This is a genomic window from Moritella sp. 28 (genome assembly GCF_018219435.1).
Lineage (GTDB): Bacteria > Pseudomonadota > Gammaproteobacteria > Enterobacterales > Moritellaceae > Moritella.
In genome coordinates, this window is record NZ_CP056121.1 from 286,874 (window position 1) to 310,532 (window position 23,659).

Annotated in this window: 16 protein-coding genes; 12 read left to right on the forward strand and 4 right to left on the reverse strand. The window is 41.3% G+C overall.

The genetic code is table 11. From position 1 onward, the window contains the following. Positions 1 to 20: 20 nt before the first annotated feature. On the reverse strand, positions 21 to 527 hold the full coding sequence (locus HWV02_RS01350; protein ID WP_211678156.1) for a TIGR02281 family clan AA aspartic protease: 507 nt from the start codon (positions 525 to 527) through the stop codon (positions 21 to 23). A 144-nt stretch (positions 528 to 671) separates the two neighbouring features. Here HWV02_RS01350 and ampD point away from each other — a divergent pair, with 144 nt between their 5' ends. The 9 genes from ampD to HWV02_RS01395 all read left to right on the forward strand — a co-directional run bounded on the left by ampD (position 672) and on the right by HWV02_RS01395 (position 15,274). After that, on the forward strand, positions 672 to 1,244 hold the full coding sequence (gene ampD, locus HWV02_RS01355; protein WP_211689510.1) for a 1,6-anhydro-N-acetylmuramyl-L-alanine amidase AmpD: 573 nt from the start codon (positions 672 to 674) through the stop codon (positions 1,242 to 1,244). A 1-nt stretch (position 1,245) separates the two neighbouring features. Continuing rightward, complete coding sequence (gene ampE / locus HWV02_RS01360; RefSeq protein WP_211689511.1) at positions 1,246 to 2,094, forward strand: beta-lactamase regulator AmpE; 849 nt, start codon at positions 1,246 to 1,248, stop codon at positions 2,092 to 2,094. 538 nt (positions 2,095 to 2,632) lie between these two features. Then, positions 2,633 to 3,394, forward strand: a complete 762-nt coding sequence (gene pdhR / locus HWV02_RS01365; RefSeq protein WP_211689512.1) for a pyruvate dehydrogenase complex transcriptional repressor PdhR — start codon at positions 2,633 to 2,635, stop codon at positions 3,392 to 3,394. Positions 3,395 to 3,479: 85 nt separating this feature from the next. Further along, complete coding sequence (aceE, locus tag HWV02_RS01370) at positions 3,480 to 6,140, forward strand: pyruvate dehydrogenase (acetyl-transferring), homodimeric type (protein WP_211678160.1); 2,661 nt, start codon at positions 3,480 to 3,482, stop codon at positions 6,138 to 6,140. Positions 6,141 to 6,150: 10 nt separating this feature from the next. Next, complete coding sequence (gene aceF, locus HWV02_RS01375) at positions 6,151 to 7,728, forward strand: pyruvate dehydrogenase complex dihydrolipoyllysine-residue acetyltransferase (protein ID WP_211678161.1); 1,578 nt, start codon at positions 6,151 to 6,153, stop codon at positions 7,726 to 7,728. 244 nt (positions 7,729 to 7,972) lie between these two features. Continuing rightward, positions 7,973 to 9,403, forward strand: coding sequence for a dihydrolipoyl dehydrogenase (gene lpdA, locus HWV02_RS01380; RefSeq protein WP_211678162.1), 1,431 nt, complete (start codon positions 7,973 to 7,975; stop codon positions 9,401 to 9,403). 167 nt (positions 9,404 to 9,570) lie between these two features. Further along, positions 9,571 to 11,877: a patatin-like phospholipase family protein gene (locus tag HWV02_RS01385; RefSeq protein ID WP_211689513.1), complete on the forward strand. Its 2,307-nt coding sequence runs from the start codon at positions 9,571 to 9,573 to the stop codon at positions 11,875 to 11,877. Positions 11,878 to 12,154: 277 nt separating this feature from the next. Next, the gene (gene acnB / locus HWV02_RS01390) at positions 12,155 to 14,734 is read left to right on the forward strand and encodes a bifunctional aconitate hydratase 2/2-methylisocitrate dehydratase (protein WP_211678164.1); all 2,580 of its coding nucleotides are present in this window, start codon (positions 12,155 to 12,157) and stop codon (positions 14,732 to 14,734) included. A 168-nt stretch (positions 14,735 to 14,902) separates the two neighbouring features. Further along, positions 14,903 to 15,274, forward strand: a complete 372-nt coding sequence (locus HWV02_RS01395) for a YacL family protein (RefSeq protein WP_211673749.1) — start codon at positions 14,903 to 14,905, stop codon at positions 15,272 to 15,274. Here the strand turns inward: HWV02_RS01395 and HWV02_RS01400 are convergent. Next, the gene (locus HWV02_RS01400; RefSeq protein ID WP_211689514.1) at positions 15,271 to 15,888 is read right to left on the reverse strand and encodes a trimeric intracellular cation channel family protein; all 618 of its coding nucleotides are present in this window, start codon (positions 15,886 to 15,888) and stop codon (positions 15,271 to 15,273) included. The genes HWV02_RS01395 and HWV02_RS01400 overlap by 4 nt on opposite strands. A 252-nt stretch (positions 15,889 to 16,140) precedes the next feature. Here HWV02_RS01400 and metA point away from each other — a divergent pair, with 252 nt between their 5' ends. After that, complete coding sequence (gene metA, locus HWV02_RS01405) at positions 16,141 to 17,052, forward strand: homoserine O-succinyltransferase (protein ID WP_211678166.1); 912 nt, start codon at positions 16,141 to 16,143, stop codon at positions 17,050 to 17,052. Positions 17,053 to 17,134: 82 nt separating this feature from the next. Then, a complete protein-coding gene (metH, locus tag HWV02_RS01410; protein WP_211689516.1) occupies positions 17,135 to 20,854 on the forward strand; it encodes a methionine synthase in 3,720 nt (1,239 codons plus the stop codon). A 91-nt stretch (positions 20,855 to 20,945) separates the two neighbouring features. Here metH and HWV02_RS01415 read toward each other — a convergent pair whose 3' ends face one another. Next, the gene (locus HWV02_RS01415) at positions 20,946 to 21,854 is read right to left on the reverse strand and encodes a DMT family transporter (RefSeq protein ID WP_211678168.1); all 909 of its coding nucleotides are present in this window, start codon (positions 21,852 to 21,854) and stop codon (positions 20,946 to 20,948) included. Positions 21,855 to 22,021: 167 nt separating this feature from the next. Between HWV02_RS01415 and HWV02_RS01420 the strand changes: the two genes are divergently transcribed. Beyond that, positions 22,022 to 22,936 carry a helix-turn-helix transcriptional regulator gene (locus HWV02_RS01420; RefSeq protein WP_211689518.1) on the forward strand — a complete coding sequence of 305 codons (915 nt, stop codon included), beginning with the start codon at positions 22,022 to 22,024 and terminating at the stop codon, positions 22,934 to 22,936. Positions 22,937 to 22,970: 34 nt separating this feature from the next. Here HWV02_RS01420 and rsmD read toward each other — a convergent pair whose 3' ends face one another. Beyond that, entirely contained in the window at positions 22,971 to 23,564 is a 594-nt protein-coding gene (rsmD, locus tag HWV02_RS01425; RefSeq protein ID WP_211678170.1) for a 16S rRNA (guanine(966)-N(2))-methyltransferase RsmD, read from the reverse strand. Between the last annotated feature and the right edge of the window lie 95 nt (positions 23,565 to 23,659).

The window sequence follows — 23,659 nt, forward strand, 5'->3', positions numbered from 1 at the left end:
ATTCCTAGGTCGATTAAAAACTAATATTCACTTAAAGTGAGGGTTTTGCCTTGCTGGACTAATTTAACTTGTTTTAATGCATTCATACCAAGCAGAATAGTATCACCTTCCATGTAGGGATTGATATTCGCACTGAGGTCGTAGAGCGTCAGTTCACCCACAGATAAGCTGTCGAGACGTGTCGAAAATACTTCAATCACGCCATTGGCGGTGTTCACTGATTGGCTATAGCCAGCGGTAAGTCCGATCTGTTTCGCTATGTTAGCTGGTATCGAAACTTCTGTTGCCCCTGTATCGAGTAAAAATTTTACCTGATAACCATTTATATAACCATTAGTAACATAGTGGCCAGCACGATTTTGTTGCAGCATAACGACTGCATTGCCATTTTGTTGGTAGCTTTCTGGTCGGGTATTGGGATTTTCTTGCTTGGCCAAATAATTATTAAAGAATAGAGTCATAATAATTAACCCACTGATCCAGGCGATGTAAGTCATGGTTTTGGCGATTTTTTGATTTCCATCCATTGTCTCTCTCCGTTATGAGTGCGTTAATTTATTCGTTTTGTATTTTACGGACTCTGCTATGTTATTGCTAACGATATCATTGTAAAGTGGAGCAATTGTGAAGAGTCGTCTTGAATAGCAGTCACTCGATTATAGTAAGAAGGTATGAACAGCGTGACAAACAGACAATCAAGCTTAGGATTATTGGCAAGTGCACATTTCTTGTCATCGCCGCATTTTGATGATCGTCCGCCGAAGACTGATATTGATTTACTGGTTATTCATTGTATCAGTTTACCACCGGAACAATACGGTGCAGAGTATGTCGAAGATTTTTTTCTTGGTAAACTCGATTGTAGCTTACACCCTTATTTTCAACAATTAGAGTCAGTGCGGGTATCGGCACATTTATATATTAAGCGAGACGGCCAATTGATTCAGTTTGTGCCTTTGGATAAACGCGCTTGGCATGCAGGGCTTTCTGAATTTGCAGACAAATCGCGGTGTAACGATTTCTCTATTGGTATTGAGCTGGAAGGGGATGTTAATCATCCTTATACATCTGTGCAGTATCAGTGTTTGGCGACTGTCACAGCTGACATCCAGCAACGTTACCCTTTAATTACCTTGGACCGCATTACTGGTCATAGCGATATTGCCCCTGTGCGTAAAGATGATCCTGGACCACATTTTGACTGGCAGCATTATTTTGCATGTTTAAATTCGAAGGATAATTAATATGGCTTTAATCTCTTTGCTGCTCGCATTACTCATTGAACGGGTGGTGCATTTGAGTGCTAAGTTACAATTGGATAATGTCTTGCAGCGTTACCTTTACCCTTTATTACCCTCATTTATTAACCAGGGTCTGTTTGGCACTTTGGTTATTATTGCGTTGCCGACAGCGGTTATGTATAGCTTGTTAGATGCTATTTCAGGTTTATATTATGGTGCTTTTACGGTACTCGCTTGGCTGATGCTGTTATTAATGAGCTTTGGTGGCAGTGACTATCGCCGTGATTATCGTCAGTACTTAAAAGCATTAAGTCGTAATGATTTAGAAGCGAAAGGTATGTATGCCGGGTGTTTGGATGTAAATTGCGAACGTTTTTGTGCAAAACTACTGACTGAAGCGGTTGCCCAACAACTAGTCTGGATTAATTATCGTTTTTATTTTGCGGTGATCTTTTATTTTGTGGTGGCTGGCCCCGTAGGTTTAACTATGTATGTAGTGGCTCGTAGTTATCATAAATATATTATTCAGCATCATAGTAAGGAATTAAACCGCACTGGTATTCACCGTGTTATGCGTGTCGTTGATTGGTTACCAGCACGCTTAACCATGTTTGGCTATGCAGTGGTCGCAGAAGAGCAGGCTGCTTTACCTCAGAGTTTACGTAGTTGGCGTGATTTATCAACACCGGAGTTTGACTTGCTAGGGAAAGTCGTTTGCCTAGCAAGTAAAGCGAACATGACAACAGACAAGTGTTATGACTATACCTGTTATTTAGTGCAACTGGCCAAACGTAACATTATCTTTTTTGTGACCATCATTTCTCTCCTTACCATTAACGGTACGCTTAATTAGCTGAAACATGGTATTTAAGCAAGGTTATTAACGAGTCTTAGCGTTGACTGATACGTTCGTAACCTTGATTACAACGATGCCATTTTTTCCTTCCTTCAAATTACTTTTCATGGCATACGTATCGGCGGTGTTTCAGTATTTAACTGTTTACCAAGATGCTCTTATCTCGCTTAATCCTTGTTATATCTTTATTTTTTATTTTACCCAGGGGCTTTCTGTCGACCTGCTATTAAAGAGCTAAAGAATTGTATTATGTGGTAAGACCAATAGATCTGTGGTATTACTTTGGGGGTATGTCATTAACTGTTAATCTTGAGTTGACAGTTATTTAAACTGCCTTCAGTGCTTATTTCCATGTCTTTATGCTTTGTTTATCCGGTAGCTTAGATGTATTTATATTGCCTTTTTTGATTTAAACACGATAAATACGAACAAAAACGTCTATTTTTAATGACAATCGAACGTGGTTTTGGTAAATTGTCATGACTTAATATTAAATTGGTCTGACCAATTTACCACTGGTCATTTTGAGGTTCACATGGTCTATCGAAAAATTCAGCCGCCGAAGTTGTCCGATGCGATTGCAGAGCAACTTGAGCAAATGATTTTGGAAGGTAGTTTAGAATCCGGCCAGCGCTTACCTTCAGAGCGTGATTTAGCCCTGCAGCTAGGGGTGTCTCGCCCTACTGTACGCGATGCAATCTTACGGTTGGAAAGCAAAGGTTTATTGGAACGTCGTCAAGGACGTGGTACATGGGTGAAAAAGGCCATGGACCAAACGCTGATGGAACCACTGTTTCAATTATTGACGACACACCCTGAAGCGCAATTAGACCTATTAGAATTTCGTCATGCGTTGGAAGGTATTTCAGCGTATTACGCGGCGTTGCGTGGTACTGAAACCGACTTTCAACAATTACGCGTTGCGCTTGATGCAGTGACAGCGTCTGAATTAGCACATGACCCGCAGCTACAGGCGCAAGCAGTCAGTGCGTTTAATATTGCGGTCACCGCTGCATCACACAATATAGTGTTGTTACATCTTCTGCGTGGATTGAATCCATTGTTAGAAGATAACATCTGCCAAAATTTTAGGTTGTTGGAAAAGCGTCAAGGTGTGGTTGAACAAATTAGCCAACACCGTGGTGATATGCTCGCTGCAATTCTTAACCGACAACCAGAAACAGCCAGAGAAGCATGTCATGCCCATCTGGCTTATATCGAGCAAGCATTGCTTGATATTGGGCGTGAGGATAGTCGTATCAGCCGAGCGACACGCCGCATAAAACAGGCTAAATAGTATTAATAATGAATATGCTTAAACATAAAATATGTTTAAGAATATTTCTTTAATGTTGTAGAGATCTAATAGTAAGGAATCTCAAATGTCCGACATCTTAAAGCATGATATAGATCCTATCGAAACGAATGAATGGTTTGAGTCAATTGAATCAGTTATCCGTGAAGAAGGTCTTGAGCGCGCACAGTATTTGTTAGAAAAAGTAATTGCAAAAGCACATCAAGACGGTATTGAAATAGGTCAAGGTGGTATCACTACCGATTATATCAATAGCATCCGTACTGAAGACCAGCCTGCATATCCAGGTGACGAAAAACTAGAACGCCGTATCCGTTCGATTATCCGCTGGAATGCGTTAATGATCGTACTGCGTGCGTCGAAAAAAGAATTAGATTTGGGTGGCCATATGGCATCATTCCAATCATCTGCTGCACTTTATGATGTATGTTTCAATCACTTTTTCCGTGCACCTACTGAAAAAGATGGTGGTGATTTAATTTATTACCAAGGTCATATTTCTCCTGGTATTTACGCGCGTTCATTTGTTGAAGGTCGTCTAACTGAAGAACAGCTAGATAATTTCCGTCAAGAAGTCGATGGTAAAGGTATCCCGTCATACCCACATCCTAAGTTGATGCCTGAATACTGGCAGTTCCCTACAGTATCTATGGGTCTTGGTCCATTTTCTGCTATCTATCAAGCACGTTTCTTGAAATACCTAGATGGCCGTGGTCTAAAACAAACTGAAGATCAAACTGTATACGCTTTCCTAGGTGATGGCGAGATGGATGAACCTGAGTCACGTGGCGCATTATCATTTGCTGCTCGTGAAGGTTTAGACAACTTAGTATTCGTTATTAACTGTAACCTACAGCGACTAGACGGTCCTGTTATGGGTAACGGTAAGATCATTCAAGAGCTTGAAGGCGTATTTAAAGGCGCAGGCTGGAATGTGATTAAAGTTGTCTGGGGTGAAGAGTGGGATGAACTTCTTGCTAAAGACACGTCTGGTAAACTTCTACAGCTAATGAATGAAACTGTGGATGGTGATTACCAAACGCTGAAAGCTAAAGGCGGCGCTTATGTACGTGAGCAATTCTTTGGTCGTTACCCTGAAACTGCTGAATTAGTTAAAGATATGACTGATGATGAGATCTACGCACTTAAGCGTGGTGGTCATTCTACCAGCAAACTTTACGCTGCATATGCACAAGCACAAGCAACAGTTGGTAAGCCTACTGTGATCCTAGCTAAAACTGTAAAAGGTTATGGTATGGGTGAAGCTGCAGAAGGTAAAAATATCGCGCACGGCGTGAAAAAAATGAAATCGGATGTGCTTAAGCAGTTCCGTGATCGTTTCGATGTACCAGTTGCAGATGAAGACCTGTTAAATCTTCCATATGTGACGATAGAAGAAGGTACGCCTGAGCATGAATATCTGCATGCGCGTCGTAAAGAACTTAATGGTTATTTACCACAGCGTAAACCAACATTCTCTGGTGAACTAGCTATTCCTGAAGTTGATGATTTTACTGCACTACTTGGTGCTCAAAAACGTGAAATCTCTACAACTATGGCGTATGTTCGTGCATTGAACGTGTTACTTAAGCATAAAGGTATTGGCAAAAATGTAGTACCGATTATTGCTGATGAAGCGCGTACATTTGGTATGGAAGGTCTATTCCGTCAAGTGGGTATCTATAATCCGAAAGGTCAGATATATACACCTCAAGACAGAGAGCTTGTTTCTTATTATAAAGAATCAACGAGTGGTCAAGTACTACAAGAAGGTATCAACGAACTTGGTGCAATGTCTTCTTGGGTTGCTGCTGCAACATCATACAGTACAAATGATTTACCGATGATCCCATTCTACATCTATTATTCAATGTTTGGTTTCCAACGTATCGGTGACTCAGCATGGATGGCAGGTGATCAACAAGCTCGCGGCTTCCTATTAGGTGCTACAGCTGGTCGTACAACATTGAATGGTGAAGGTCTTCAACATGAAGATGGTCACAGCTTAATTCAAGCAGGTCTAGTACCTAACTGTGTGGCATATGACCCAACATTCGCTTACGAAGTTGCTATTATCTTACAAGACGGTATCCGTCGTATGTATGGTAAAGATCAAGAAAACATCTTCTACTATGTAACGCTAATGAACGAAAACTATGCGCATCATGCTATGCCTGAAGGTGCCGAAGACGGTATCCGTAAAGGTATGTATAAGCTAGAAACTTATACTGGCGATAAAGCAAAAGTACAATTGTTAAGTTCAGGTACTATCATGATACAAGTTCGCGAAGCGGCTCGTATCTTAAGTGAAGATTATGGTATTGGTTCTGATGTTTTCGCTGTAACTTCATTTAATGAACTTGCTCGTGATGGTCAAGATGTTGAACGTTTCAACATGTTACATCCGGAAGCTGAGAAAAAAGTACCTTATATCACTAACTTAATGGGTGATGCTCCAGCGATTGCTGCGACTGACTACATGAAGAGTTATTCTGATCAAGTACGTGCTTATGTTCCAACGTCATACAAAGTACTTGGTACTGACGGTTTTGGTCGTTCAGACAGCCGTGCAAACTTACGTCGTCATTTCGAAGTTAACGCGCAATACGTAGTTGTTGCTGCATTATCTGAATTAGTTAAGAAAGGCGAGCTTGAAAATCAAGTTGTTGTTGATGCAATTGCAAAATATAACATCGACGCTGATAAATTAAACCCTCTATACGCATAAGGTATAAAAAATGAGTATTGAAATTTTCGTTCCAGACATTGGTGATGATGAAGTAGAAGTAACTGAGATTTCCGTTCAAATCGGAGATACAGTTGCAGAAGAAGATACTTTGCTTACTGTTGAGGGTGACAAAGCGTCTATGGAAGTACCTGCACCACAAGCAGGTGTAGTACAAGAAATTCGCATAAATGTTGGTGATACGGTTAAAACTGGCTCATTAGTATTTGTCTTTGCTGCAGAAGCGGGTGCTGCGGCACCAGCTGCAGAAGTAGCTGTTGAAGCTGCTCCTGTTGCAGCCGCTGCGCCACAAGTACTAGAAATTAACATTCCTGACATCGGCGACGATGAAGTGGAAGTAACTGAAATTTCAGTTAACGTTGGCGATACTGTTGCTGAAGAAGACACATTAATGTCTGTTGAAGGCGATAAAGCTTCAATGGAAGTACCTGCACCATTCGCTGGTGTTGTGAAAGAAATTAAAGCAGTTGTAGGCGATAAAGTAACAACTGGTTCTTTCATCATGACGTTTGAAGTTGCTGGTGCTGCACCTGTTGCTGCTCCTGTTGTAGCTGAAGCGGCTGCACCTGCTGCAAAAGTTGAAGCTCCGAAAGCAGCTGCTCCAGCTGCTGCAAAAGCACCTGAAGCAACTGGTTTCGTTGAAAACGATGCTTACCACCATGCATCACCAGTAGTTCGTCGTCTAGCACGCGAATTTGGTGTTAACTTAGATAAAGTTGGCGCAACTGGTCGTAAAGGTCGCATCGCGAAAGAAGACGTACAAACTTACGTTAAAAACGCTGTTAAACGTTTAGAATCTGGCGCTACTGGCGGCAATGGTTCTGGTATGGACGTACTAGCATGGCCGAAAGTTGATTTCGCTAAATTTGGTGAAATCGAAGTAGTTAAGATGACTCGTATCCAGAAGATTTCTGGTCCGAACCTGCACCGTAACTGGGTTAAAATCCCACACGTTACACAGTTCGACGAAGCAGACATCACTGAACTAGAAGCATTCCGTAAAGTTGAAAACAACAAACTTGTTAAGCAAGATAAAGGCTTCAAGATTTCTCCACTTATCTTCATCGTGAAAGCAGTAGCTAAAGCGTTAGCTGATTATCCGAAGTTCAACACTTCAATCGGCGAAGATGGCGAAAGCATCATTCAGAAGAAATACATCAACGTTGGTGTTGCTGTTGATACACCAAACGGTCTAGTTGTTCCGGTTATCCGTAACGTTGACCAGAAAGGTATTTACGAGCTTTGCCAAGATCTTGCTGTTATCTCTAAGAAAGCACGTTCTGGTAAACTGACTTCTTCTGACATGCAAGGCGGTTGTTTCACAATTTCTAGTCTTGGCGGTATCGGTGGTACTCAATTTACACCAATCGTTAATGCGCCAGAAGTTGCAATTTTAGGCGTATCACGCTCTGAAATTAAACCTAAGTGGGATGGCAAAGACTTTGCTCCTCGTCTTATGTTACCAATGGCACTTTCATATGATCACCGCGTGATCGATGGTGCTGACGGTGCTCGTTTTGTTACAGCATTAAACGGATATCTATCAGATCTTCGTCAACTAGTACTTTAATTTTAATTAACGAATCGTTAATTTTAATTGCGTAATAGTTTTAGTATTTAATTAAAGAGAAGTTTTACTAGTTAATAGAGAAGAGTTATCGCATTTTTGCAATATTTTAACTCTTTTTACTTCTCATTTATTTAACATATATGTAAAATTATCTGGATTCGAACATCATTACTCAGAAGCTTTAAATTGTGCCTCTGAGTGAGGTAACCGCCATTCCAGATAATTAAATGACAACGAGGTCATAATGAGTAATGAAGTTAAAGCTCAAGTAGTAGTACTTGGCGCTGGTCCTGCGGGCTACTCTGCTGCATTCCGTGCTGCAGATTTAGGTTTAGAAACTGTAATCATCGAACGTTACAACACCCTAGGTGGTGTTTGTCTTAACGTTGGTTGTATCCCTTCAAAAGCTTTACTACACGTAGCTAAAGTAATTGAAGAAGCAAAATCATTAGCAGACCACGGTATCGTGTTCGGCGAACCACAAACTGACATCACTAAAATCCGTTCATGGAAAGAAAAAGTTGTTGGTCAATTAACTGGTGGTCTTGGCGGTATGGCTAAGATGCGTAAAGTTAAAGTGGTTGAAGGTTTAGCACAATTTACTGGCGCTAACACTATTGAAGCAACAGACCGTGACGGTAACGTTACAACTGTTACATTTGATAATGCAATCATTGCAGCGGGTTCACGTCCAGTTAAACTACCATTCATCCCGCATGAAGATCCACGCGTTTGGGATTCAACTGATGCACTAGAGCTGAAAGAAGTTCCTGGTAAATTACTTGTACTTGGTGGTGGTATCATCGGTCTAGAAATGGGTACAGTGTACTCTGCACTAGGTTCTGATATTGACGTTGTTGAGTTTGCAGATCAATTAGTACCTGCAGCGGATAAAGACATCGTTAAAATTTATGCTAAAGCAGTTAAAAACAAATTTAACGTAATGCTAAGCACAAAAGTAACAGCTGTTGACGCAAAAGAAGACGGCTTATATGTTACGTTTGAAGGCAAGAACGCGCCTGCTGAACCAGTACGTTATGACGCTGTTCTTGTTGCTGTTGGTCGTGTACCAAACGGTCTAGGCTTAAATGCTGAAAAAGCAGGTATTACTGTAACTGAACGTGGTTTTATTGAAACAAATAAAACGATGAGCACGAACGTTCCACACATCTATGCAATCGGCGATATCGTTGGTCAACCTATGTTGGCGCATAAAGGTGTGCATGAAGGTCACGTTGCTGCAGAAAACATTGCTGGCAAGAAACACTTCTTCGATCCTAAAGTTATTCCTTCAATTGCTTACACTGAGCCAGAAATGGCGTGGGCTGGTCTAACTGAAAAAGAAGCGAAAGAGCAAGGCGTAAACTACGAAGCTGCTGTATTCCCTTGGGCTGCATCAGGTCGTGCGATCGCTTCTGACGCATCTAACGGTATGACTAAGTTATTATTCAACAAAGACACTAACCGTATTATCGGTGGTGCTATGGTTGGTACTAACGCTGGTGAATTACTAGGTGAAGTTTGTCTAGCAATTGAAATGGGTTGTGATGCAGAAGATATCGCATTAACAATTCACGCTCACCCAACGTTACACGAATCAGTTGGTATGGCTGCAGAAATTTATGAAGGTTCTATTACAGATCTTCCTAATGCAAAAGCTGTGAAGAAAAAATAATTTAGCGATTTAATCGTTAATATTAGAGAGCGACCTTAGGGTCGCTTTTTTTATACCTGAAATTAGGTTTTTTAAAACAGGTGCTGCTAATATAGTTAAGTTATATGTAATATAACCAGTTGTTCCGATTGGATACGATGGATTAATTTTAGGATTGTCATCAAGATATGGTACTGATTAAACGGATTTTTTGTTCTTCATTTAACATGCTGAATGGGTTATTACTCGTTTTCATCAGCCTGCATTTAAATACTGCAATTGCCGCAGAAACAGCTTTAGATAGTGGTCATAACAATGAACAGCAACGGCCTAAAATTGGTCTGGCATTGAGTGGTGGCGGTGCTAAAGGTGCTGCGCATTTAGGGGTGATTAAATATTTAGAAAAAAATAATATCCCTATTGATTATATAGCGGGTACCAGTATGGGCTCGTTTATTGGTGGCATGTATGCCATGGGGCGCTCATCTGCGCAAATTGAAGCTATGCTAGCAGAGTATGATTGGAACCAAGGTTACAATGATGACGTACCACGTGATGCTCTCTCGGTAAGAGAAAAGCAACGCCAAGACTCCTTTCAATTGCAAACCAATATTGGTTTTGATGGCGCTAGTGTGGAATACCCATCTGGTTTTGTCCAAGGTCAAGGTATGGCAAAATTATTGCGTTTATCAACGAATAGTTTGCCTTATGTGCGTCATTTTGATTTATTACCAATACCTTATCGTGCGGTCGCCACTAATATTGAAACCATGAGCGAAGTGGTATTAGAGCGTGGTGATTTGTCCAAAGTGATGCAGGCGAGTATGTCTATTCCCGGTGCGTTAACCCCTGTGTTTATTGAAGGTCAGTATCTTGTCGATGGCGGTATGGTGAATAATTTACCTATATCGGTATTACAAGATATGGGTGCGGATATTATTATTGCGGTTGATATTGGCTCTCAGCTTTATCGCGAAGAGGAGATCACCAGTGCTTTCCTTATTTTTGATCAGCTATCGAGTTCGATGACACGTACTAGTGCCAATGAGCAGATATTGAAACTATCCGAACAAGATGTTTTACTCAGTCCTGAAATTGACGGTATTGGCACTGCAGATTTTGATTTGATGTTAGATGCGGTGGATCGTGGTGAAAAGTCTGCGCAGAGTGCGAGTGCTAAATTAATGGGTTTGTCGTTATCTGATGACGATTACGCATTATATCAACAACAAAAGGCTGTTAAAAAACAGCAGTTGGCACAAATTGATATTATTCAAATCAATGATATCGACATCACCACTGATACCCTTTTAAGTCCCAAGGTGATTGAAAATAAATTAAACTTAAAACGTGGTGATAAGATCACTGTTGCTGAATTAGAGACGCAAATTGATGTGCTTTATGCATTAAATTTATTCCAAAAAGTCGATTACAGCATTACTGAAAAAGAGGGGCTCCATGACCTACATATCAACGTAGTAGAGAAAAGTTGGGGGCCAGGGTATGTTGATTTTAAGTTTAATATTCAAGAGTCAACTACCAGTGATGATCGTCAGCAAATTGGCTTACAATACATACTAACGGATTTAAACCGATTGGGTGCGGAATGGCGCTCTGAGTTAGTGTATGGCACGGATTCTAATATCAGTACCGAATTTTATTCACCGATTGATTATAACCAAAATTTCTTTTTTAAAGCGGGGATAAGACTAGAAGACTATGAAAGTAAGTTATACCTAAGCTCAATAAATGCTCCTGAGCTCAAGCCTGTTAATTCTAGTTTTGAATATTTTGTTGTGACCACAGAACAAATCAATGTTTATGCAGAGATCGGTATTATTCCTTTTGATTGGGCGCAAATTGCGGTTGGTAGTTATTATCAAACTGGTAATGCAGACATCGAGGGTTCCAGTATCAATACTAATTTTGATAGTCAGGGATGGTATTTACAGACGCGCTTAGACTCATTCGATAATATCTCTTTTCCAACTAAAGGTTTTAAGCTCGACTCTGATATATACATAGATACAAGTGACTACTTTGATAGTAGCGAAAGCAATGTGTTCTTCAGCTTAGATTGGCGTAATGCAATGTCATTTAATCGTTCGACCTTTGAATTTAAAGCGTCGATGGCAAGCTATGATGGCCCTCCTATTTCACCAACATTTGAAGTGGGGCTCGGTGGTTTCCAAAACCTCTCGGGTTATGGCATTAACGAGATCACGGGTAGTTATAAAGGTTTAGTTGCTCTAATTTATCGACATCGTTTATTGGATAACAATTTTGGCGCATTCTCATTCCCGCTTTATCTGGGCGCGTCCATCGAACGAGGGAATGTTTGGAATGATAAAGATGACATCAGCTTTGATTCAACCATTTCTGCGGGTAGTGTATTTATAGCCTTAGACACGGGTATAGGTCCTGTGATGTTGTCTTATGGTTATGCTGAAGGTGGACACGCTTCTGGTTATCTCTTTATTGGTAATAATTTCTAAATACGCGCTAGCACTATTCATATGAATTAACTCTTCTTTTTACACCATAAGTTTGATGAATGTTGAGTATTGATGTAAAAATCCTTCTGCACTTGCTGCTTTAATTTTAATTTTAGGTTAAAAATGTTATATTTGTGAACACTCTGCAAGAGGCCTTAACTTTATTATTGTTGAATTCACATCAATAACCGTTGAATTCACATAGCAAATGAATAGGTTAAGGTTACATATAACAAGGATGTCCACCATAGGTGGCATAAACTAAGAGGAATGAGTCGTGTTAGAAGCTTATCGTAAACATGTCGAAGAACGTGCCGCTGATGGGGTTGTACCTAAACCTCTTGATGCTGAACAAGTTGCTGCTCTAGTTGAATTGGTGAAAAGCCCAATTGCTGGCGAAGAAGAAGTTATTTTAGATCTTTTAACCAATCGCGTACCACCAGGTGTGGATGAAGCTGCTTATGTAAAAGCAGGATTTTTAACTGCGATTGTTAAAGGCGAAGCGACATCACCGATCTTATCTGCAGAACGTGCTACTGAACTACTTGGCACGATGCAAGGTGGTTACAACATCGAAACATTGGTTGAATTACTCGATGTTGATGCGCTGGCTCCGATTGCTGCTGAAGCTTTATCACACACGCTATTAATGTTCGATGCTTTCTATACTGTTGAAGAAAAAGCAAAAGCGGGTAATAAATTCGCACAACAAGTATTACAGTCTTGGGCTGATGCAGAATGGTTCTTAAGCAAACCTGAAGTAGCTGAAAAATTAACAGTTACTGTATTTAAAGTACCTGGCGAAACGAATACAGATGACTTATCACCTGCACCAGATGCATGGTCTCGCCCAGATATCCCACTACACGCACTTGCTATGCTTAAGAATGAGCGTGAAGGTGTTGCTGCAAATCCATTACAAGCAATTGAAGAACTAAAAGAAAAAGGTCATCAAGTTGCTTACGTTGGTGACGTTGTTGGTACTGGTTCTTCACGCAAATCAGCAACTAACTCTGTGTTATGGTGCATGGGGGATGATATCCCATTCGTACCGAACAAACGTGGTGGTGGTATTTGTATTGGTTCTAAAATTGCGCCTATTTTCTTCAACACCATGGAAGATTCTGGAGCGTTGCCATTAGAGTTTGATGTAACTAGCTTAAATACTGGTGACGTTATCGATATCTTCCCATACGAAGGTGTTGTTAAAGCGAACGAAACTGGCGCGACTATCACTGAATTTAAAATCAAAACAGATGTGATTCTTGACGAAGTACGTGCTGGTGGCCGTATCCCACTTATTATTGGTCGTGGTTTGACTGCACGTGCACGTACTGCACTAGGTCTAGAAGATTCAACGGTATTCCGTTTACCTGAAGATGTTGCCGCTTCAAGCAAGGGCTATACTTTAGCACAGAAAATGGTTGGTAAAGCATGTGGGGTTGCAGGCGTACGTCCTAACCAATATTGCGAACCAAAAATGACAACTGTTGGTTCTCAAGATACTACGGGTCCGATGACACGTGATGAGCTAAAAGATTTAGCCTGTCTTGGTTTCTCTGCTGATTTAGTGATGCAGTCTTTCTGTCATACAGCTGCTTATCCGAAACCTGTAGATGTGCAAACGCATCATACACTACCTGATTTTATTCGTAATCGTGCGGGTGTTTCTTTACGTCCAGGTGATGGTGTTATTCACTCATGGTTAAACCGTATGTTATTACCAGATACAGTTGGTACTGGTGGTGATTCACATACACGTTTCCCATTAGGTATTTCTTTCCCTGCTGGTTCTGGTCTTGTTGCATTTGCAGCAGCAACTGGTGTTATGCCATTGGATATGCCTGAATCTATTTTAGTACGCTTTAAAGGTGAACTACAACCTGGTATCACACTACGTGACCTAGTTAATGCTATCCCTTACTATGCGATTCAACAAGGGCTACTGACTGTTGAGAAAGCGGGTAAAATCAATGCGTTCTCTGGTCGTGTACTTGAAATTGAAGGTCTACCAGAGCTGAAAGTTGAGCAAGCATTCGAATTATCAGATGCATCAGCAGAGCGTTCTGCTGCAGGTTGTTCAATCAAGCTTAATGAAGCGCCAATCATTGAATATCTAGAGTCTAACATCGTGATGTTAAACTGGATGATTGCTGAAGGTTACGGCGATCCGAAGACGATTGCTCGCCGTGTAGCTGAAATGAAAGCATGGATCGCAGATCCACAATTACTTGAAGCTGACGCGGATGCAGAATACGCTGAGATCATCGAAATCGATCTAGCTGACGTTAAAGAGCCTATCCTAGCTTGTCCAAACGACCCTGATGACGTTAAATTATTAACAGATGTTGCTGGTGTTGAAATTGACGAAGTATTTGTTGGTTCATGTATGACTAACATCGGTCACTTCCGTGCAGCTGGTAAACTACTTGAGAAATTCAGTGGTACTTTACCAACACGTATGTGGGTAACACCACCAACGCGTATGGATGCCGCACAATTAAGTGATGAAGGTTACTACTCAATCTTCGGTAAAGCGGGCGCTCGTACAGAAATGCCTGGTTGTTCACTGTGTATGGGTAACCAAGCACGTGTAGGCGATAATACGACGGTTGTTTCTACTTCAACACGTAACTTCCCGAACCGTTTAGGTAATGGCGCTAACGTTTACCTCAGTTCTGCTGAAGTTGCTGCAGTAGCGGCGATTAAAGGTAAGATCCCAACAGTTGCTGAGTACATGGAACTGGCTTCTGAAATTGATGCAACAGCAGCGGATACATACCGTTACTTAAACTTCGATCAAATTGCTTCTTACATTGAGAAAGCGAACGAAGTGATTGTTCAAGAAGCAGTATAATTAACGCGTACCATCCTGGATGCTGAACTGTTAATTAAACAGAAATAGATAAAATAATAATGAAACGGCTCCCTCGATAGGGAGCCGTTTTTGTTTCGGTTGTTTTTTGTTACACTCCAGCGCTGAACAGCTATTATATTTATTAACTAATAAGAAGCAGGCATAACCGTGGATTTTGAATTTCGAAAAGATACCCTTACAGATACATACCGCGTCATCATATCAATGGAACAGACGGCATTAGGTAGTTGGATCCAAGGCACTTTAGGTACGGATAAGGCCACTATTGCGTTGATTCAAGCGGAAGTTGATTTATTAAAAGCACGTAAAAAACAAGAGTACCGTTTAGTTGGTGATGAGATGACATTAACCATGACGCAAGAAGATGTCTGTGCTTGTATGAATTCGGAGTTAATTGATACTGGCGAAGAGCTAGATGACGATATGAATTTTTATGATGCGGAAACTGTAGCAGTTTGTGGCTTGGAGGATTTTGAGATCATACTCCAAGCCTGGTTAGAATTCTTTAGTCAGCGTTAATCCCACTCTTCCGATGTGTAGCTAAATGTTGGTAATGACCATTTCTGATAAATAGCACATAGGCGCAGTGATACACCGAGGCAGAAGGCCACAATAAGATTGATATTGTGGTCAATACCAAACGTTTCTAAGCCCAGATAAAGTACCGCGACTAATAATGAGATACCCGCGTAGATCTCTTTACAGAATACCACCGGGGTACGATTACAGAGTAGATCGCGTATTACCCCGCCACAAATACCCGTTATCATACCCGCCATAATAATCACGGTTGGGTGATAACCGAGTTTCATCGCTACATTACAACCAATAATGGTAAATGCTATCAAGCCTACCGCATCAAGTACTAAGAATAAACGGCGTAAATGATTCATGTGCTTAGCTATCAGAATAGTAAACAAACCTGCGCATATGGTGATATAGACATAGTGGGGGTGTTGGGTCCAAGATATTGGAAAATTACCCAATAACAGATCACGGACTGTACCACCACCAAGCGCAGTAACAAACGCGATCACAGCCACGCCGAAGATGTCCATATTACGGCGACCCGCCATCAATGCACCCGACATCGCTTCGGCAGTTATCGCGATTAAATAGATATAAGTTAGCATTATTGCGAACCCTTTAAGTTAACGAAATTTGGGGGAGGTATCCATTTAAAATATGCTTAGCTCCTTACAAGTTGGCGATCCTATACATAAACATTTTTATGGTCAACCTAAACTGAATTTGAGGTCAGGATTTTACTTCGACTTAGATTGTAAACTCTGTAATGCGGGATTAAATTTGTTGTAACACTTACAAAGGTTACACAAATAGGTTAGACTTCTGGATGGCTAATGTATTACTTAAGGATGGGAATAATGCCGATTAGAATTAAAGACGGGCTTCCGGCTGCGGAAATATTAGGTAATGAAAATATTTTTGTGATGCTAGAGTCACGAGCAACCAAGCAAGAAATTAGACCGCTGCAGGTTGTTGTTCTTAACCTTATGCCGAAGAAAATTGAGACTGAAAATCAAATTCTACGGTTATTATCAAATACGCCACTGCAAGTAAATGTAGAGTTATTGCGGATTGATTATCGTGCCTCTAAGAATACCCCCCAGGAACATATTGATGAGTTCTATCACGATTTTGAACGTATTCGTCATAATAATTACGATGGTTTGATCATCACAGGTGCGCCATTAGGCTTAGTTGGTCATGATGAAGTCGTGTATTGGCCACAAATCGAAGAGATCATTAACTGGTCGAAAACTCACGTGGTATCCACCCTGTTCTTATGCTGGGCTGCACAAGCGGCATTAAAAGTCTTGCATGGCATTGATAAAAAAGTCCATGAGAATAAATTTTCTGGTGTCTATCCACAGCAAACGTTCCACCGTCATAATCCATTAGTGCGCGGGTTTGATGATGAATTTTCCGTGCCGATGTCGCGTTATGCCAACTTTTCTGAAGAGATGTTTGCAGGTACAGATCTAAATATCTTAGCGGCGAATGATGAAACGGGTGTGTATTTAGCTGCATCCAAAGATTTCCGTCAGGTATTTGTAACGGGTCATCCAGAATACAGTGCAGATACTTTACACCAAGAATATATGCGTGATATTGCCGAAGGCGTTGAAGCCGGAATACCGGCGAATTACTATGAAGGTAATGATGCTGAAAATGCTCCTCGTGTTACTTGGCGTAGTCATGGTAATCTGCTCTATAGCAACTGGTTAAACTATTATGTTTATCAACAAACGCCATATGACTTAAATGATCTATAAATGCAATGATCTATAGACGTTAGAGATGTATCAAATAATAAGACTCAGGACTGGGTCTGCAGTAAATTAAACGAGGGATCTTGTGGCTACTATAAAAAATAAACAGCAACTGGAACAGCAATTAAAAAAACGTATCATGCTCATCGATGGCGGCATGGGGACGATGATCCAAGACTATAAATTAGAAGAAATAGATTATCGTGGTGAACGCTTTGCTGACTGGCATTGCGACGTCAAAGGTAACAATGATTTATTGGTATTAAGTAAGCCACAGCTCATTGCTGACATTCATAAAGAGTACCTCGATGCGGGTGCCGATATTCTTGAAACCAATACGTTTAATGCCACTACTATCGCGATGGCTGATTATGATATGGAATCATTATCGGCAGAGATTAACCGCGAAGCAGCACGTATCGCACGTCAAGTTGCCGATGATAAAACTGCAGAAAACCCTGACCGTCCACGTTTTGTTGCTGGTGTATTAGGGCCAACAAACCGTACTTGTTCTATTTCTCCTGATGTAAATGATCCCGCTTTCCGTAATACTTCATTTGACCTCATGGTTGAAGCCTATATCGAATCAACCAAAGCCTTAATCGAAGGCGGTTCAGATATGATTCTTATCGAAACTATTTTTGATACCTTGAATGCCAAAGCAGCTGTATTTGCGGTGAAAACAGTATACGAAGAACTCGGTTACGAATTGCCGATTATGATCTCTGGCACTATTACAGATGCCTCGGGTCGTACACTGACGGGTCAAACGACAGAAGCATTTTATAATTCATTACGCCATGCAGAGCCGATCACTTTTGGTCTTAACTGTGCATTAGGGCCTGATGAGCTACGTCAATACGTTGATGAACTCTCACGCATTTCAGAAAGCTATGTAACAGCCCATCCGAATGCGGGTTTACCAAATGCGTTCGGTGAATATGATTTGAGCCCTGAAGACATGGCTGTACACATTAAGGAATGGGCTGAAGCCGGTTTCTTAAATATGGTTGGCGGTTGTTGTGGTACCACACCAGAACACATTAAAGCTATGGCTGATGCTGTTGAAGGTGTTAAGCCGCGTCAATTACCTGAAATCGAAGTCGCTTGTCGTCTTAGTGGTCTAGAGCCATTAATTATTACCAAAGACAGCCTGTTTATTAACGTCGGTGAACGTACCAACGTAACAGGGTCGGCACGTTTTAAGCGGCTGATTAAAGAAGAAAATTATGACGAAGCACTACATGTTGCCCAGCAGCAAGTAGAAGCAGGTGCACAGATTATCGACATCAATATGGATGAAGGTATGCTGGATTCGTTGCACTGTATGGAGCGTTTTTTAAATCTTGTTGCTTCAGAACCTGAAATTTCGAAAGTACCAATCATGGTTGATTCATCTAAGTGGGAGATTCTCGAAGCTGGTCTGAAGTGCGTTCAGGGTAAAGCTATTGTTAACTCGATTTCACTGAAAGAGGGCGAAGAAAATTTCCGTCGCCAAGCGACATTGATTCGTCGTTATGGCGCAGCAATGATCGTGATGGCCTTTGATGAAGATGGTCAGGCGGATACCCAAGAGCGTAAGTTTGAGATTTGTAAGCGCTCTTACAACATCTTGGTTCATGAGTTAGATTATCCACCAGAAGATATTATCTTTGATCCAAATATTTTTGCTGTTGCAACGGGTATTGAAGAACATAATAACTATGCGGTTGACTTCATCGAAGCCGTTAAAGACATTAAACGTGAGTTACCCCATGCCATGATTTCTGGTGGTGTTTCTAACGTATCTTTCTCGTTCCGTGGTAACAACCCGTTACGTGAAGCTATCCATGCGGTGTTCTTGTATTACTGTATTCGTGAAGGTATGGATATGGGGATTGTGAATGCGGGGCAATTAGCTATTTATGATGACCTGCCAAAAGAACTGCTCGATGCGGTCGAAGATGTGATCCTTAACCGCAATGATAATGCAACGGAAGCGCTACTCGATATTGCAGATAAGTACCGTGATTCCGGTGTTGAAGTGGAAGCTGAAACACAGGAGTGGCGTAGCTTTGATGTTAAGAAACGTTTAGAGCATGCATTGATTAAAGGTATCACTGAATTTATTGATGAAGATACTGAAGAAGCACGTCAGCAAGCGACACTGCCGATCGAAGTAATCGAAGGTCCGTTAATGGATGGCATGAATGCAGTTGGCGACTTATTTGGTGCTGGTAAAATGTTCTTACCTCAGGTGGTCAAATCTGCGCGGGTAATGAAACGTGCAGTGGCTTACTTAAACCCTTTCATTGAAGCATCAAAACAGAAAGGTTCTTCAAACGGTAAAGTATTATTGGCCACGGTAAAAGGTGATGTGCATGATATCGGTAAAAATATTGTAGGGGTTGTACTGCAGTGTAATAACTATGAAATTGTCGATATGGGCGTCATGGTATCTTGTGATGATATTTTGAAAAAAGCAGTGGATGAAAACTGCGACATCATTGGTTTATCAGGACTGATTACGCCGTCACTAGATGAAATGGTACACGTTGCTAAAGAATGTAAACGTAAAGGGTTAAAACTACCAATTCTGATTGGTGGCGCGACAACATCGAAAGCCCATACCGCGGTTAAGATTGAGCAAAATTATGACGAACCAGTTATCTATGTTTCTAATGCATCACGCGCAGTTGGTGTGGTTTCGGCGTTATTGTCAGAAACCAAAAAACCTGAACTCGTCGCTAGGATGGCGAAAGAGTACGACACTGCCCGTGAACAACATGCCCGTAAACGACCACGCAGTGCACCAGTTACACTTGATGTTGCACGTGCAAATAAAGCACCAATTGATTGGGTTAACTATACGCCGCCAGAACCAAAAACATTAGGTGTGCAGAAATATATTAGTTACTCGATTGCGGAATTGCGGAAATACATTGATTGGACACCGTTCTTCATGACTTGGACTCTGGCGGGTAAATATCCACGTATTCTTACGGATGAAGTTGTGGGTGAAGAAGCGACGCGTTTATTCAATGATGCTAACGACATGCTTGACCGTTTAGAAGAAGGTGGTGCAGGGCTTGAAGGCGTGCCTGACGATTATAAAATTGCTGTTAACGGTGTGATTGGTCTATTCCCTGCGAATACCGTAAATGACGATACCATTGAAGTGTATACCGATGAAACGCGATCACAGGTATTAACCAAACTTGAGCATCTACGTCAGCAAACTAAAAAGAAACCTGGTCAATATAATAATTGTTTAGCGGACTTCGTAGCACCTAAAGATTCTGGTAAATTCGATTATGTGGGTGCATTTGCAGTAACGGGCGGTATCGGTGAAGATGACGTTGCGAATTACTTCAAAGGTATTGAAGATGATTACAACGCTATTCTCGTTCAATCTGTGTGTGACCGTCTAGCTGAAGCAATGGCTGAACGCCTGCATGAATTAGTACGTAAAGAAGAGTGGGGTTTCACACCAACGGAAGAGTGGAACAACGATGACCTGATCCGTGAAAAATACCAAGGTATTCGTCCGGCACCGGGTTATGCAGCCTGTCCTGAACATACGGAGAAAGGCACTATTTGGGAATTACTTGACCCAGAGAGCATAGGTATGAAGCTAACTTCTTCTTATGCAATGTGGCCGGGTGCGGCGGTATCAGGCTGGATATTCTCCCATCCTGAATCACGTTACTTCGCGGTTGCATCGATTCAAGAAGACCAAGTGAAAGACTACGCAGAACGTAAAAACATGACGCTCGAAGAAGCCGAACGTTGGTTAGGGCCTAACTTAGGGTATTCGCCCGATTAACGTTACATACTGATTACAAAAAATGCCCGTATCGTTAATTAACGATACGGGCATTTTTATAAAGTATTGTTAATACATTTAGCTGTAATGATTAATGCGGCTGTAATGATTGTACTTTAGTACGTACTAGCAACGATTTTTTACGTTGGGTTAATACATTGCCTAATATCACCAGTCCCAGTCCCAGCGTTGAATATAGCGTCCAGTGATAATCTTCAAATACCGCAGAAACACTTAAGGCTACAACCGGAGTGATAACTAAAATATAAGCGGCGTTACTGGCACCTAAACGATCGACTAGGATAAGATAAAAAGTAAAACCAAGAACCGATGCTGGAATGGCCAGATATAATAAACTGCCAATATATTGCGTGCTCATGGTAAATTCAAACGAAATGCCACGGACTAAAATAATCAATAACAAGGCAATACAACCATAAACCATGGCATAGCTGGTGGCAGTGAAGGGCTGCACATTATTCTTGGTATTACGTATGCTAAGCATATTACCCATCGAGAAACACCAAGTGCCCAGTAGGGCAAATAACAGCCCGTACAACGTACCTTGCGACCAATCTGTTTGCAGTAAATCACCTGCAAACAACAAGCTAATACCAGCAAGCCCCAATATGGCACCTAACCAGAAATTAGCATTGGTTTGGGTTTTGTAAAACAGCTTACTGTGAAAGGCATTGAATACTGGCGCGCTTGCCATAAATACCGCCACTAAACCACTGGGAATATACAAAGTCGCACTGTAAAAGGCGAGGAAATTACAACAGAATAAACACACGCCTTGGAATGCCAAAAAAGCATGGTCTTTACGTTTTACTGGTTGTAGTTTTCCCCAAAGTTTACCGACAACAAACATGACCGCTGCGGCAATTGCAAAGCGGTAAAAGATTGAGACTTCCATTGGCACATCACCGTGTTGCCACTTGATTGATATCCACGAAAACCCCCAAATAAATATCATTGAAACATAGAGTAGTGCTGACATAGCGGCTCCTTCTTTATTACGCCCACAATTAATTAGTCTGCATTATGAAAGTATTTTGATGTTGGAAATATCACGATGTCGGTAAAACTAACATAATATTGCGGTTTAATTATTAGCATGATCACGGTATCAGTTGAGCAATCTGACATTAATGGTAGTATTTTGTTATGCCTTTAATAAAGCCTGTAATGGACCAGCTGGATATTGCCTTACCTCAACTTGAGACTAGTGCAACTAGCTTTGAACAATCGCCCAGTAAGATCTGTTTACGACAAACGTCATTAACGGATGCACTGTCGTGGGCGCATTATCAAAATGAACATGAACGCTTATATTATGTGAATGATAAGCAGCACACTTTGAGTTTGTACATGTCTGGTGGTTATGAAACCCATCGTACCGATGTTGACTCGGGGTTTGGTGCGCCTGGTAAATTTTGTTTAATGCCGAAAGACTCTGAAAGCCATTGGCAACTGGGGCAAACGCAGCAATTCATGCACTTATATTTCAGTGATGATTACCTTAAGCAATTAGCCTTGAAAGTGTTTGATATTGATCCGCGCATGTTACAACTGCCGGAATTAACCTTTACCAATGATGTGGCAACCGAAGCTTTGTTTCGTCATTGTATGGCGACGAGTGATTGGCGCAGTGGCGATGATCATCTCGCCATGGAACAAGTGACTAACACTATTTTAGTGTCGATGTTGCAAAATATGGGCATCACTAAACTTACAGCACCGGTGAAAGGCGGGTTATCACCCAAAGTTACGGCGTTGGTATGTGATTATATGCAGGCGAATTTTTACCGTCAGGTTTACCTTGCGGAACTGGCAGAGTTAGCTCAATTAAGTGAATATCATTTTTGCCGGATGTTTAAACAAAGTATGGCGCAAACACCACAAGCATACTTGTTAGCTATTCGGATAGAGCAAGCGAAGTTAAGTATGCGTACTGGGCAGGCGAGTATGGCTGACATTGCGTTACAGTGTGGCTTTGCTAACCAAAGCCACATGGGGCGCTATTTTAAAAAGCTGGTGGGTATATCACCACGCCAGTATCGACTGTTAACGGTAGGTTAACCGCGAGTTAATATTTATTCACGCTTACTGGTCGCTATTGCTGACGCTGATACAACTCAAAGCAAACTTGTCCCGCTTGTTTTTCTTTTAATATTGTCCAATTAGCTGGTAGCTTAACTTGATTAAGTTCTTTTTCGCGCTCGATATAAATTACTGCATCGGCGCTTAACCAATTGTTTTCTTCCAGCTTAGCGCAACACTCTTCTAACAAAGCCTGACGAAAAGGTGGGTCAATAAACACCAGATCATAGCGCTGTACTGGTACCTTGGTTAGTAACTGCAGCGTATCACCACGTACTAACTGGGCATTCTCTGCTTTTAATAAATTAATGTTTTGTTGTAGTTGTGCCGCTGCGTCAGCGTCCTTTTCGAACAGTAGACCCGTTTCAGCATAGCGGGATAAAGCTTCAAAGATTAATCCGCCACTTCCAGCAAAAAGATCCAAGCAATGGCTGTCACGGACATAAGGTGATAACCAGTTAAACACGGTTTCTTTCACTCGGTCAGTGGTGGGCCTTAGACCAATAACATCTTTAACGGGGAGTTTTCGGCCGCGCCATTGGCCACTGATGATCCGAATTTGTCCAGAAGGACGTTGATTTTGTTGTTTGCTGTTAGATTTTGCCATAGTAATTCTTTGTCTGGACAGAATAATGGTAATATACTCAAGCAACTTAGAAATGCAAGTTTCAGTGCTCGGGATGATACCGGATCACACTGTCA